This is a genomic window from Micrococcus sp. KRD026 (genome assembly GCF_017168445.1).
Lineage (GTDB): Bacteria > Actinomycetota > Actinomycetes > Actinomycetales > Micrococcaceae > Micrococcus > Micrococcus luteus.
In genome coordinates this window covers 1-13,354 of sequence record NZ_JABFBA010000087.1, presented here as the reverse complement: position 1 = coordinate 13,354, position 13,354 = coordinate 1, and the positions used below count along the sequence as shown (strand labels likewise).

The 13,354-nt window shown below is 68.5% G+C and carries 13 protein-coding genes, 3 pseudogenes and 1 other annotated feature; of the genes and pseudogenes, 12 read left to right on the top strand and 4 right to left on the bottom strand.

From position 1 onward, the window contains the following. From J1M40_RS12820 to J1M40_RS12520, 3 genes and pseudogenes are all read left to right on the top strand, one after another. Positions 1-128: pseudogene (locus tag J1M40_RS12820) on the top strand (IS3 family transposase); the annotation flags it as partial. 51 nt (positions 129-179) lie between these two features. Then, a complete protein-coding gene (locus J1M40_RS12525; RefSeq protein ID WP_206450870.1) occupies positions 180-497 on the top strand; it encodes a transposase in 318 nt (105 codons plus the stop codon). Continuing rightward, positions 458-586, top strand: a sequence feature (AL1L pseudoknot). It overlaps the preceding gene by 40 nt. Then, complete coding sequence (locus J1M40_RS12520; protein WP_206450869.1) at positions 500-1,204, top strand: IS3 family transposase; 705 nt, start codon at positions 500-502, stop codon at positions 1,202-1,204. Its footprint overlaps the feature before it by 87 nt. A 28-nt stretch (positions 1,205-1,232) precedes the next feature. Here J1M40_RS12520 and istB read toward each other — a convergent pair. The 3 genes and pseudogenes from istB to istA form a co-directional block, all read right to left on the bottom strand. After that, a pseudogene (istB, locus tag J1M40_RS12515) lies at positions 1,233-1,853 on the bottom strand (IS21-like element helper ATPase IstB); the annotation flags it as partial. Between the two features lie 12 nt (positions 1,854-1,865). Continuing rightward, positions 1,866-2,012, bottom strand: coding sequence for a hypothetical protein (locus J1M40_RS13005; RefSeq protein WP_306432519.1), 147 nt, complete (start codon positions 2,010-2,012; stop codon positions 1,866-1,868). Beyond that, positions 2,012-3,271, bottom strand: coding sequence for an IS21 family transposase (gene istA, locus J1M40_RS12510; protein WP_135040290.1), 1,260 nt, complete (start codon positions 3,269-3,271; stop codon positions 2,012-2,014). Before istA ends, J1M40_RS13005 begins: the two co-directional genes overlap by 1 nt. 74 nt (positions 3,272-3,345) lie before the next feature. Here istA and J1M40_RS12505 point away from each other — a divergent pair. Both J1M40_RS12505 and J1M40_RS12500 read left to right on the top strand, forming a co-directional pair. Continuing rightward, positions 3,346-3,546, top strand: a pseudogene (locus J1M40_RS12505) (integrase core domain-containing protein); the annotation flags it as partial. Between the two features lie 233 nt (positions 3,547-3,779). After that, positions 3,780-4,181 (top strand): hypothetical protein, encoded by a 402-nt coding sequence (locus J1M40_RS12500; protein ID WP_206450868.1) that lies wholly within the window; start codon positions 3,780-3,782, stop codon positions 4,179-4,181. Between the two features lie 552 nt (positions 4,182-4,733). Here J1M40_RS12500 and J1M40_RS12495 read toward each other — a convergent pair. Continuing rightward, positions 4,734-5,948: a hypothetical protein gene (locus J1M40_RS12495; protein ID WP_206450867.1), complete on the bottom strand. Its 1,215-nt coding sequence runs from the start codon at positions 5,946-5,948 to the stop codon at positions 4,734-4,736. A 143-nt stretch (positions 5,949-6,091) separates the two neighbouring features. On the opposite strand from J1M40_RS12495, the gene J1M40_RS12490 reads away from it, so the two are divergent. From J1M40_RS12490 to J1M40_RS12460, 7 genes are all read left to right on the top strand, one after another. Next, positions 6,092-6,973 carry a hypothetical protein gene (locus tag J1M40_RS12490; RefSeq protein WP_206450866.1) on the top strand — a complete coding sequence of 294 codons (882 nt, stop codon included), beginning with the start codon at positions 6,092-6,094 and terminating at the stop codon, positions 6,971-6,973. Positions 6,974-7,209: 236 nt separating this feature from the next. Then, positions 7,210-9,423 (top strand): type IV secretory system conjugative DNA transfer family protein, encoded by a 2,214-nt coding sequence (locus J1M40_RS12485; RefSeq protein ID WP_206450865.1) that lies wholly within the window; start codon positions 7,210-7,212, stop codon positions 9,421-9,423. Between the two features lies 1 nt (position 9,424). Beyond that, positions 9,425-9,730, top strand: a complete 306-nt coding sequence (locus J1M40_RS12480; RefSeq protein ID WP_031943914.1) for a hypothetical protein — start codon at positions 9,425-9,427, stop codon at positions 9,728-9,730. 103 nt (positions 9,731-9,833) lie between these two features. Beyond that, the gene (locus tag J1M40_RS12475) at positions 9,834-11,150 is read left to right on the top strand and encodes a hypothetical protein (RefSeq protein WP_206450864.1); all 1,317 of its coding nucleotides are present in this window, start codon (positions 9,834-9,836) and stop codon (positions 11,148-11,150) included. Positions 11,151-11,183: 33 nt separating this feature from the next. After that, a complete protein-coding gene (locus J1M40_RS12470; RefSeq protein WP_049159949.1) occupies positions 11,184-11,579 on the top strand; it encodes a hypothetical protein in 396 nt (131 codons plus the stop codon). 203 nt (positions 11,580-11,782) lie between these two features. Further along, on the top strand, positions 11,783-12,013 hold the full coding sequence (locus J1M40_RS12465; RefSeq protein ID WP_031943917.1) for a hypothetical protein: 231 nt from the start codon (positions 11,783-11,785) through the stop codon (positions 12,011-12,013). A gap of 466 nt (positions 12,014-12,479) precedes the next feature. Next, on the top strand, positions 12,480-13,097 hold the full coding sequence (locus J1M40_RS12460) for a hypothetical protein (protein ID WP_206450863.1): 618 nt from the start codon (positions 12,480-12,482) through the stop codon (positions 13,095-13,097). Positions 13,098-13,354 lie beyond the last annotated feature (257 nt).

The following is a 13,354-nucleotide window of genomic DNA, read 5'->3' as shown; positions in this document are numbered from 1 at the left end:
CGCTGCTGGAGCGCGGGGTGTACCTGTGCTCGATCGCCACCATGTACCGCATCCTCGCAGCCGCCGCGCAGGTGAAGGAACGCCGGCGCCAGGCCCGTCACCCGGCCCGAGCGATCCCTGAGCTGATTGAATCGCCCCGGGTCTGGTGGAGGCTCTGATCCAACGGAAGGATGCAGAGCATGCCAGCACCACGGAAATACCCCGACGAGCTCCGCGAACGCGCCACGCGGATGACCCTCGAAGCCCGTCAAGACCCCGCCACGAAGTCCGGAGCGTTCCGCCGCGTCGGAGAACAACTCGGAATCAACCCCGAGACGCTGCGCAACTGGGTCCGCCAAGCCGAGATCGATGAAGGTCACCGCCCTGGGGTCACGACCAGCGAGGCAGCCCGGATGGCCGAGCTGGAGAAGGAGAACCGGGAGCTGCGGCGGGCGAACGCGATCCTGCGCTCGGCCTCGGCTTTCTTCGCGGCGGAGCTCGACCGCCCACACCGGTGATCGTGGACTACATCGACGAGCACAAGCACGAGTTCGGTGTCGAGCCGATCTGCACCACACTGACCGCAGCGGGCACGCAGATCGCACCGAGCACGTACTACGCCGCCAAGACACGCCGGCCCTCGGCCCGCAGTCTGCGCGATAAGCGGCTGGTCGCTCAGATCCGGCGGGTGCATGAGGCCAACTACGGGGTCTACGGGGCCCGGAAGATCCACGCGCAACTGCGCCGTGAGGGCATCCAGGTTGCCCGGTGCACGATCGAGCGGCTCATGCGTGCCGCAGGACTGCGCGGGATCAGCCGCGCGAAGGGTCCACGCACGACAGTGACGGGCCGGGGCCCGGATGAGCGTGAGGACCTGGTGCAGCGCGACTTCACCGCGGCCGCCCCGAATCAGCTGTGGGTCGCTGACATCACTTACTGCCGCACTTTCGCCGGGTGGGTGTACGCCGCGTTCATCATCGACGTGTTCTCCCGACGGGTCCTGGGGTGGCAGCTGTCGAAGTCGTTGCGCACGGACCTGGCGCTGGACGCGTTGGAGATGGCGTTCTGGACGCGTCAGCGTGCTGGTCAGGACGTGGCCGGGCTGCGGCATCACAGCGATAAAGGAGTCCAGTACGTCGCTGTGCGCTACACCCAGCGGCTGGCCCAGGCCGGCGCAGTCGCCTCTGTCAACGTCGGCCGAATATTGACCCCTTATCGTCGTTGAATTTTGACCCCCTCGAATTGATGTGTTGTTACTTGCCCGCGGGTTGTGCGGGGGTCTTGAGGAGCTCGCGGCGTGCCCTGGTGCGGTAGGAGTCCCCGCCGAGGGTGAGGACTTCCGCGTGGTGAACGAGTCGGTCGATCATCGCGGCCGCGACGATGTCGTCGGAGAAGATCTCACCCCATCTGCCGAAGGGCATGTTGCTGGTGAGCACGATCGAGCCTTGCTCGTAGCGGGACGCGATGAGTTGGAAGAACAGGTTCGCGGCGTCCGCGTCGAATGGCAGGTAGCCGACCTCGTCGATGATCAGCATCCGGTAGCGGCGGAGTCGTTTCAGCTCATGCTCGAGCCGGCCGGCTGCGTGCGCGGCCTGGAGTCGGCCAGCCCAGCCGGTCGCGGTATCGAACAACACCGGGTATCCAGCGTGCGCGGCTTTGATGCCGAGGCCGATCGCGAGGTGTGTTTTGCCGACACCGGGTGGGCCGAGCAGGATCACGTTCTCCGCTTTCGGGATGAACGTTGTCGTCGCGAGGTGAGCGAGGACATCGCGACGCAGCGAGGGCTGATGGTCGGCGTTGAAGTCGTCCAGGGTCTTCACCGCGGGGAAGTGAGCGCCCGCGATTCGCAGTGTCGTTCCGTTCGCTTCCCGGTCCGCGACCTGGCGTTACAGGACCGCGGTGAGGTATTCCTCGTGGGACCAGCCCTCGGTGCGGGCTTGATCGCCGAGGGTCTCCCAGACCCGGCCGATCGTGGGGGTCTTCAACGCCCGGGTCAGGTATCCCATCGTCGCCGCGATCTCCGTTTCGGGCATCAGAGGACCTCACCGGTTCGAGGATCGACAGGGAAATCGACGCCGAACAACTCGTCGTAGTCGGGCAGTTCCCGAAACACCACGCTGGCCGCTGGCTGCCCGCGATGGTGCAGTCGTTCTCGGTCGCGTTTCGCGGCGCTGAACGTGGAGCGCAGCCCCCTCGCGATCTCGACGTGGACAGGGTCGATGACGGTCGCGTGTTTCGCCCAACAGCGTTCGTGGTCAGCGACGGTGCGGCCATCGCAGATCACGATCACTCGTGTCAGCGTGGCCGTCACATCCACCAGCCGCCCAATCACGCGAGGGTCAACGGAGTAGTCGTTGGCATCGATGCGGACGTAGTAGTCCCGCGCCAATCGGACCCGGTTTCGCAGCCCCGTCACCGGCGGCAGCGGCGGCAACACGGTCATCGCCTGCAGATCCCGCTCCACCACGTCGATAGGTCGCCCGCCCAGCGAGCGGATCGTGCGGGAGTTCGCCCGCGGGAGCCACTCCGCGAGTTGGCTGTTGAAACTGTCCGGTGACGCGAACGACCGCCCGGGCAGGAACGATGTCTCCATGTACTGGTTGTTGCGTTCGGTCATGCCCTTGAACTCCGGATCCCGCGGAGGGGCGAGCACGATCCTCGTCGCCAACGTTCCCGCGAACGCGGCCGCGGCCTGCGTGACAGTCCCCTTCCCCCCGATCGCGGCCTCACGATCCCAGACGAGCGTCTTCGAGACCCGCCCGACACGAGAGATCAGCTGCCACATCCCCGCGACCAGATCGCCCGCCTGCCGGGACGGGAGCATCACCGCGGACAGGAACCGGGAGAACGTCAACGTCATCACGAGCACCGGCAGCATCAACGCTTGCCCATGCCCGACAGGGATCCGCGGCTCCGGGAACCACAGATCCATCTGCGCGCTCTCGCCAGGAAGATGAATCAGACGATCCGCGGGATCGACCCCGGCATACTCCGGACGAATCGTCCGGATCCGATCCTTCAGAATCGTGATCGAGTGTTCCCACCCGATCCGCTCCGCGATCACCGTCGCCGGCATCCTCGCATCCACCACCAAGAGCTTGCGGATCTCGGGCTCCGCAGCGTCAACGAGTGACCCTTTCCCTGCCCGCTGATACGACGGCGGCGTCTCTGACGCCAACGCCGACCGCACCGTATTTCGCGCCACACCGAGCCGACGCACGATCTCCTTGATCGACACGCCCTCCGCCCGATGCAACCGCCTGATCTCTGCCCACTGTTCCAAATTGATCACCCTCCAAAGGATGCCCGGAAGGGGTCAAAATTCCCCGACGCTCAGGGGTCAGTATTCACGCGTCGTCGACAGCCTCGGTCGGCTCGACGGGGGATTCTTACGATAATGCCCTCGCGGAGGCATTCAACTCGCTGTTCAAGGCCGAGCTGATCCGGAACAAGGGCCCGTTCACGTCCATCGAAGACCTGGAGATCGCGGTCGCAGAGTACGTCGACTGGTTCAACCATCGCCGCGTGCACGGGGAGATCGGGATGGTTCCTCCGGTCGAGTTCGAGGACGTCTACCATCATGAGAACCCCGTGTCGGCGCCCGCCGGGACGGCACTTGCGAGCCTCTAACAAACCCGGGGCGATTCAGCTCGACCCGGTTGCAGGGGTTACGGGCCTCCGGGTTCAGCACCTTGTGCGGCAACCCCCGTGTCCCCGGACGGGTGCCCCAGTGCGAACACGACCTCGGTACCGCGACCCGGGTGCCAGCCGGCGCCGGGACCCTGAATCAGCAACAGGCAGTGCTCGAAGCTCTCCGCGGAGAGGTCGTCCTCTGCCACGGCGAACCCGTCCCCGGCGCCGAATATCTGCGCCGGATGCGGTCCATCGCGGTGCTCCTGATCCACATCGCGGCCATCAGCCCCGCCTCAGGCCTCCCCGGATGGGCCCTGCAGGTGCGGGTCGAGGCGCGCGCACGCACTAAGGAGCGCGGCCCGCGGTGGGGTGTGAGCGCCCCGGACTGCCCCGAGCTGCGTGCGGAGGTATTCCTCATCGCCCACCAGATCCTCGCCGGCTCAGTGGGAGTGGGTAGAGGGGCTCTGAACGCCTGGCTCGACCTCGTGCCACCCAGCAACGAAGGCAGCCGTGCATGGGCGAAAGACCACACCACCACCCCCGATGCCATCAGCTACCTCATCGGCTGAGACGCAGGAGACGAGGAGAGATGTCGAAGTCATCGAAGCGCAAGAGGCGTGCGGGCAAGGAAGACCGCGGCGAGCGCCGGGCGTTAGCCAGTGGCCGGCCAAGCGGGGCGCCCGCAGGAGGCCGGGAACAGCCCCCTGACCGGATGAGCCTGTCGAACTTGTTGGGTTCTCGGCCTGGATGGGCTCTGTCGGAAGTGTTCCTGGAGTTCGTCGGCGAAGAACTCTGGTGCTATGAGCCGAGCCGCCCGACGGCCGGCATCCTCGCCCCGGATTCCACTGGCACGACCGTCAGCTGGAATACCTACGACTCTCGGGGCGGCCTCCTTGTAGAACCGCCGAGCTGGGACGGCGGGCTATCCCGCCATGAACGTCTCTACGAAACCCTCCGAGCGCTCGAACTCGATCTGCCTGCGATCGAGGGGTGGAGAGCGGATGTGACCGGCCCACCCCCTGGCGCCCAGTACGGGGCCCCATATTGAGCAAGGGGATGCGAGGGGCTCCCCGCGTCCTGGCTGCCTCGTCGCTGACGCTGCACGTACCGCTCAGAAGGGCTCACTCGTCGGCGTGCTGCGTCATGAAGTGGTACTGCCACTGTGGGAGAGCCCAGCGGCCCTCGTCGCTCAGAACTGCGGCAGAGCCCTTCTCGTCCGTCAGCAGGCATCGGATCGCAGGGAAGTAGACCTCGTCAGGTGTCTCCAGACGCACGCGCACTACGGCCACACTGAAGGCGTGGTGGTCGACTTCTAGGAGCTCATAGCTTTGGAGCTCATGACCGTCGTATTCACGGCGCAGATCGACGGGGCGGACCTGTGCGGACCGTAGAACCACCTGGTCTGACATCCCCTTGTAGTTCTGGCGCCGCCACGCCTGGAGAAACTCCGACACCAGCTGGACGGCAGGATGCGACGGGAATGCCGGGTCCTGGGCGCCCAGGCTCTGGGGGATGAACGCCTCCATCTCCCTGCGGTCCCGCGCAGTGCGTCCCACCTGACGGAGAACTTCCATGAGCGTGGGCGCAGCCGGCTTCGCCAACTCCTTCGCCTCGGCATCCTTGGAGGCAGCCCAGTCGGCGACGGCGAAGAGGCGGTTCCAAGCCTTCGTGGCGACTACGGCGTTGTTGTAGTTCGTCAAGGCTCCATGCACGATGCCATGCCGGTAGAGCTCGGTGACCGGCTCGTTGTTCCGCTTCTTGAACCCCTTCTTGAAGGAGTGGTGCGCCGCGGACAGGCCCTGGTGGTGTCCCACCACACTGTTCCACGCTTGTAGGTCCTCGCCATCGAGAGCGTGGAGGCCCTGCGGGTGCTGCGGATTGAGGTCATTGACGAAGCCGTCCATGACACTCAGGAGGACATGCACAACGGCGTAATAGCGGCCGGCCTGCTGGTCTGCCCACGCGAGCTCCAGTAGGTGCATGCGAGGGCGAAGAGGTGCGTGCCGGTTGAGCCTGAGCATCATCCACCGAAGGTGGTCTTCCTCGTTGTACCAGGTGACCAGGGCGGTTTCCGCGGCCTGGGGATCACCTGCATGGGCATCCATCAGTGACCTCATCGCGTCCACATTGAGGCTGTCATGGAAGATCCAGTGCTCCGGCCCGAACAGCGTGTAGAAGTCATCGACCGTCTGGGTGAGGGCCTCGAGGCCACGCTGGACCTCGCGCATCTGCTCTCGAGTACCACTGGGGACCAGCGGGCCGAGGCGCGCGAAGGCGCGCAGCTGGTTCTTCATCTTGGTGATCGACGGCAAGTCTGCAGCAGATCCGTATGCCATGGTTCCCTTTCTGGGCCGGGTGAATGCCGAGCGTGGGGCGGTGGACCGAGCTGGCTCGGGCCGTTCCGGCTCTCTGGACGCTCTTAACAGCCTCGTGTAGACATCGTCACACGAGCGGTTCGAGTGGGAACGGAGCGGGGACCATGACGATGGCAACGGCGGTGCATGAGAAGACGGGTCGCGTTGTTGCAGCTCAGGACATCTGGGCAAGAGGCGACCAGGAGTGGCAGGCAGCCCTCGGTGAGCTGTTCATATGCGGGGAGGCTGACTGCGGGATGCCTGTCTCGCTGGTCAGCCAGTCGATCAACGGGCGCTCGCCTCACTTCCGAGTTCGGGGCGAGCACACGGAACAGTGTCCGAAGCGAGGAGAGGCTGGCTCTCGAGGGGGCAGCGAGGTCGACGCCGTCCAGCCGCGGCGGGATAACCCCGGGGGCGCGTTGAAGATCAGCCCCGAGACGCCGCCTGCGAGCGGAAGCGGCGGCAGAGGTGGTGAAGCGACGCCGGGGACGACTGCGTATGCCGGGGAGGGTGCCGACCCCTCGGGCAAGTCGGGGGTCGAAGAACTCGATCAGTCCACCCATGGCATCGGCGCGATGCTGACCGATCTCTTGCGCGATCCGACTCACGCGGCCCCGGACCGGTGGCTGGAGTTGCCCGAGCGCGAGCGGGTCCGCTGGGGAGACGTCGTGTGGGCCAGTACAGATCTGGACCCGGACGATCAGGCGCGCATGGGCAAGCACATGATCGTGTGGGGCCCTGTTCAGTCGGTGGTGCGGGGCAAGGAGGTCTTCCTTAACTTCTTCGATAGACGCGGTGCCGTCATCCTCGACGAGGAATGCCAGGCTGCCGTGCAGCAGCGGGTTGAGCAGCTCGGGATCGACTGGGCGGAGGGCTGGGTCGACGGATGGGGTGTGATCGTCTACGGGGTCACCCGTCCGTTGAAGAACGGTACGCGCGTGAGCATCCGACCCAAGGACCCGCGATGGGTGGCAGTACGGCGGATCCCGGGTTCTAGTCGCCCCTGAACAGTGGCATACGGACTGTACAGGTGAGCCGCACGCCGTCGGACACTACATTGCACACGTGAGGTCGCAGAGGAGGACTTGTGCAGTCCTCCTCGCGTGTCCTGTGCAATCTTCCCTGCATCTCGACAGGTGCGTCGGCGAGGCGGGGGGAGGGACATCGGCGGCGCGGGCGGGCCTTATGGGCAGTGAACGAGAGTCGTCGGCCCCGTCCTCGGGGCCAGAGGGTGAGGCCGCAGATGAGCGTGGACATGGAGCCGCAGATGGGTGTGGGCACGGCGCAGGCCGGCGCACACCAGGAGGTCGACGAGGGGCTCAGGGTGCTGGCCCCTCAGCCGCAGCCGGCGAAGTTCCTCGGGATCGGATCAGGACTGGTCGCCGCCGGCGCGCTGGCCGCCGGCATGTTCGCCGCCACCGACCCGGCCCTGGCCTACACGGTCGCCGGCGGTGGCGCCGGCGTCTCGACGGCATCCCTGGTGGTGGCCGAGCGGGCGCGGCAGCGGGCCGAGATCGCCGACCACTTCACCGAGCAGATCTGCCCGGTGATGCTGATCCGCCCGCGGCCGTCCCGGGCCGCGGTGAAGCTCTCCCGCTGGCGTGGGGGGTTCATCGGCCTGCCCCAGCAAGTGCAGCTGACCTACCACGCGAGGGTGGTGCCAGACCCGGAGTGGCTGAAGTCCCTGGCCGAGGTCGCCTCGGTCAGCCTCGGGGCCAAGTACAAGGTGGAGGCCCACCTGCCGCGCAAGCGCCGCGTGGTGCTCGGTGCCGTGGAGGCCGAGCAGGTGGAGAAGACCGACCCCACCGTGGAACGCGCATCCCGGGTGGTGCGGGACCTGCTGGGCGAGTCCGCCCGCGTGAAGGTCGAGCTCAACAACGACGGCGACGCGACCCGCATCGAGGTCGCCCACGAGCAGGGCAGCAACATGGCCATGGCCTCCAAGCGGCTGCGCGTGGAGCGGGTCCTGGCCACCCGCGTGCCCGGAGACTGGGTCCCGGAGTGGAACCTGGTCGAGGACACCGTCGTGTTCTCCGCCCGCGAGCCGATGCCCTCCCTGGTCCTGCCCCCGCCGGAGCATTCCCCGCTGGTGCGCACCCACGCCGACTACCGAGATTTCCAGGTCCCCCTGGGTGTGGACGAGGACGGCGAGCAGCTCTCCTGGCACCCCCGCAAGCAACCCCACATGGTGGTGGTCGGCACCACCGGCTCGGGCAAGACCGTCGTGGAGCAGAACGTCGTCCAGCGCCTGACCCAGGCCGGCTGGAAGGTCTGGGTGATCGACGGCAAGCGGATCGAGTTCATCGGCCTGCGGGACTGGCCGAACGTGGAGCGGCTGGCCTCGCGCATCGAGCACCAGGTGAAGCTGATCGAGGACGCCCACGACCTGATGAACGAGCGCTACGCGCTGATCGAGGCCGGCAAGGCGACCTCCGCCGACTTCGAGCCCGTGGCCCTGATCGTCGACGAGGCCACCACGCTACTCGAGGCCGCCGACGACTGGTGGGCCGAGGTCAAGCCCAAGGGCGGATCCTCCAAGTCCGCGGTGCTCAAGCGCCTGGGCAACATCGGACGCCTGGGCCGCTCGGCGAAGATCCACATGCTCATCGGCCTCCAGCGCGCGGACACCCGCTTCATCTCCGGTGAGTTCCGCGACAACCTCGGCATGCGCGTGGCCATGTCCCGCCTCAGCCCCGATGGCGCCAAGATGATGTGGGACTCCTACGTGGTCGGCACCACCATCCCCCGGCACATCAAGGGCCGCGGCATGGCCCTGAATTCCGCCGGCGTGCCCGTCATGATCCAGACCATCTACGCCCCCAACCCCGACCCGGGATCCGACGACTACGACCCCCAGCGCGTCGCCGCGGTGCGCCCCCGCGAAGTCGTGCACAAGAAGATGCTGGTGGAGATCCTCGAGCCGGTCACGGTGGACCTGGACGGCAACGAGGACCGCACCAGCTACGCCGACTACATGGACGCCCGCGTCTACGAGGCCCCCGACCAGCCCCAGGTGCAGCCGGCCACCGCGCCCGCCGCCAGCGCGGCCGTCCCGGCCGGCGCGCTCGCGGCCTTGCAGTCCCTGAACACTGCTCCCGCCACTGCCGCGGTCGAGGAACGCCCGACCGGGCGCCCCTCTCCGGCTGTGCTGGCCGACCCCAGCCGCCCCGTGATCGCCGAGCGCAAGCACGTGCCCTACGTCCCCGACGACGAGCAGGACCTCTTCGAGGGCTACGGCGAGCCCGTCGAGTCCCCGGCCGAGGAGTTGCAGGCCGGCGACCTGATCCAGATCGACCCCGACGCCGAGACCTGGGCGGTGCTCGCCGAGGACCCCCAGGAGGACGAGACCGGGATCTACCTGGAGTACATCGAGCGCGACACCGGGGAGGCCGGCGGCATCTCCGTGGCCGCCACCGAGATGCTGCCCACCCGCCACGTCGAACACGAGGAGAACTGAGATGAGCGCGAACACCAACGGCACCAGCGACGGCACCGACATCATCTGGATCACCCTGGCCGGCATGTTCTTCCTGGGCACCGGCGCCTTCACCGCCTGGGCCGCCAGCGCCATGAACTCCGTGCGCCAGAGCCTGCTGGAGATCGGCCTGCTCGTCCCCGCAGACCAGGCCGCCTTCGAGCTCGCAGACACCGGCGTCGGCGTCAGCCTCCCCCTGGTCCTGGGGGCCGGCGCCGTGCTCGTGGCCATCGTCATGATCGCCGCCTATCGGTCCGCCAGACGCCGGGCCCGCGGCCTGGACGACTGACCTGACGGACTCGTCAGCAGCTAGGGACATGTCGCGGAGAGCCCGGCCTTGTGGTCAGTGAAGGCGCCCGTGCAGGGCGGATGGATCGGACCAGGAGGTTGGCATGTGCAGGGCTCAGGGCGAGGCGGGGTGTCCCCACGGACGTCGATGCCCCCCGAACGCAACGGCACGGGATGCCGCGCTGAAGCGTCGACGGGAGAACCGGGCGATCGGACAGCAGATCGCCCGATGGGCCAAGGCCGAGGGCAAGGCTGACGAGCTGGCCGAGCTGAAGAAGCAGCGCAAGCCCATCAACGAGATCAAGGAGTGGGCCGGTCAGGCCGGCGCCCCGGAAAGCGTCTTCGCCCGCGCCGCGGGCCCGGCCAAGAAGGGATGGGAGGCGGCCAAGACCGAGCTGCGCAACGACCCCAAGGCCCCAGCCCGCCGAGGACCGGCCCGCGGGGGAGCGCCGGCCGCCGCAGCCGCCGGCGGAGCAGGAGGCGGCGGCGGAGGTGGGGGCGCTGGCGGCGCCGGAGTGGCCGGTGGCGGCGGAGCCGTCGGCGGCGCAGGCGCAGGCGCCGGCCGCGACCACCGCACCCCGACCCCGGCTCCCGGCTCAGCCTCGACGGGCGCTCGCGGACCTGAGTGGTCGGAATGGGAGAACCAGTGCGGCGAGGAAGAAGCCGCCCGTGTGGCGTTGCTGGTGGAGCGGCAGGGGCGCACCGCCGAAGAGCGGCAGCTGATGCGGATGGACTCGGCGCGTGAGGGTGCGCCGGTCGCGGGCAAGGGCGTCAACGACATCAAGCGTCTGGTGTGGGACGACGGCGCGTGCGGCTACTTCAAGCCCTACGACGAGCTGGACATGGACACCGCCGAGCACTATGGCCACGACGGCCGGCACCAGCCCACCCATGAGGCCGCGGCCTCGCAGTTCGCCCAGGCGCTGGGCCCGAAGTACGCGGCTCTGGTGCCTCCGGTGGCCCTGGTCAAGTACGACGGCCAGTGGGGCTCCATCTCCTATGGAGTCCCCGGGGGGCCGATGATGGCGAAGATGAACGTGATGCACATGGCAGAGCACCACTCCGACCAGGCCAGCGATCTGGCCTTCTTCGACTGCCTGATCGGGCAGGTCGACCGCCACCGCGGCAACGTCCTGATGGACCGCCGCGGCCTCTCGGCGATCGACAACGGATTCGCCTTCACCGACGGCGTCGGCGGCGTGAACGCCTCGATGTTCGTCGCCGCGCGCTCCCAGCACCCGCAGGCCCGCGCGACCACTCGGGAGGAGAAGGCCATCCTGGCCCGCTTCCTGGACTCCGAAGACGGCCTGGGCCTGCGCGGCACGATCGAGGAAGGCCGCTTCCACGAGGTGCGCCGGCGGGCACGCCTGATGCAGAGCAAGGGCCGGATCCTGAGCCTGTCGAATCTCTACGAGCGCTGATAAACTGATGCAGGATCAACATAAGGAGATCTGATGTTCACCATCACCATCCACCACCTGGACGGCCCCTCCGGCCTCCAGCGGCACGTCGGATACGTGCACGTTGACGGGGAGGACGTCCAGATCCATGACCCCGAGGGGCACCTCGACCTCGAGCTGCCCACCCCCACCGTCGACGACCTCGGCCGCGGTGAGCGCCGGCGCGCCACCTACGCCCAGGACCCCGTCGTGTGGGCCTACAACCTGCCCGCCCTGCTCCGCGGGCCCTACGTGCTCGCCCAGCGTCATGACCAGACGCCGGACTGGGTCGAGCAGCTGCTGGAGCAGCCGCAGGCGCCGGCCGCCAGCTCCCCCGGTGACGCCGAGCTCATCGCGCAGCTCATCGCGGGCAGCTCCGCAGCCAAGGAGGCCGCGGCCGAGCCGGCATGACCGGCCGCGGCGCTCGCGTGCGGATGAGCTCGCGGCCGCAGCTTGGGCCCGCGGATCGGACGGGGACGTGTCGCGGAGATGCAGCATGAGCTGCTGTTGAACCGACCGCGAAAGACGCTTGTGCGGTAGGCGGGGGACGTGTATGGTTAGACACGTAGCGGGCCCCATCAGGGGGCCTGCACCCCTCACCGAAGGAACGCCCCATGGGACGCATCGCCCACCGCATCTACAACGTCTACGGCCCGGACAGCGCCGACATCGACTGCCTCTGCCCCCTCTGCGGCAAGGCCGACTACGTCTCCATCACCCAGGACGAGGCGGACGCCCTGGACGCCGGCCAGCCCGTCCACGAGGTCCTGCCCCACCGCACCAAGGTGGAGCGGGAGCGGATCATCTCCCAGATCTGCCCCGACTGCCAGGCAAACCTCTGCTGACCTCCCCGCCACGGCGGCCCCCCTCACTGGAGGGGGGCCGCCGTCGTCTCATGCGCCAACGCTCCAGCCCCGGGCCGGCAAGACACCTGCGGAGCCGGGGGGACGCGCACACGGGGGCAGCACCGCCAGGGCCACCCATGGTCGCAGCGTCGGCGGCCCCGTCCACTCGACGGCGACGCCGGCGTGCGGACGTCCCGGCCCGGCCAGCCCGGAGCGAACGCGTCCGCGAGCGCGGGTCGGCCGGGGACGTGGCGTGGAGATGTGCTGCCGGCGGCCGCGGCTGCTTCAGCTCGGGGCGCCGGCGGCCGCGGGTCCGGGGCACGTCCCCGGCGTGGTCGTTGGGTCGACAGCGATTTCCGCGGGAGGTGGGCTCTCTGGCGGCTGAGTCGGGACAAGATGGGCGGAGGGTGCCGGCGGCGTGGATCGGCGCCAGGCCGAGTCCCGGGGGTTCCCGGTAGGAGGGTAGATGGCAGGCGATGAGCAGGCGTCGGCGGAGCGGGCCTCGCAACTCAAAGCTCGCGGGAGGTGGCTGGCCGCGTGGGGGGCCATCGTGGGGGCGATCTGGTCCGCTGTAACGACGCTGGGCGTGCTGGCCTCGGAGGACGACAGCCTGGGATTTTCAGCTCCGCCGCCCCCTGGAGGGGAGCCTGCGATGTCGCCTGAGCTGCGCGCGCTGTTCGTCCTGGCGTGGGTGTTCTTCGTGGCCGTGCTCCGTGCCCTGGTGTCGACGCGGCAGGCTGGCAGGGCGCGGTCCATCTGGGCGTTTGCGGCGTTCGGCGTGGCCTGCGTGCCGCTGGCGGCCGGGTTTGTCTGGCGCAGCCCGGTGGTCGACTCGATCGAGGCGTGGGGGTTGCTCTTGTCCTCTGTGGCCATCTTCGGTGGCCTCTTCTGGCAGGACGAGCTGACGCTCCGTGCTGAGCGCCTGGAGGATCAAGTTGCGGAGGAAGCCGAGCGGAAGAGGAGTCAGCGCGAGGCGGACCTGCGTTGGTACGAGCAGGAGTTGAGCCGCGTGGAGGGCAAGCTCGAGGAGCTCACGAGCAGGGAGGCGGAGCGCCGCGGCATGTGGTGCTTCTGGCGGCGATGACTGCCGTGTCATCCACGCATGGGGGAGACCGGCGTGCCGTGGATGTCCGCCGGCAGAGCTGCGGCCGAGGGTAGGCGGCACGGCGCTGGCCTGCGTATTACGCCCAGGGGTCCGCGAGCGCGGGCCGAGCGGGGACGTGTCGCGGAGGGACGCTGCCGGCTGCGCGAGCTCGAGCTGCCGGCCGCCGCGGCTGCTGGAGCTGGGCGTCCGGGGCATGTCCCCGGCACGCCGCGGGGTCTGGAAGCGATGCGTGGGGG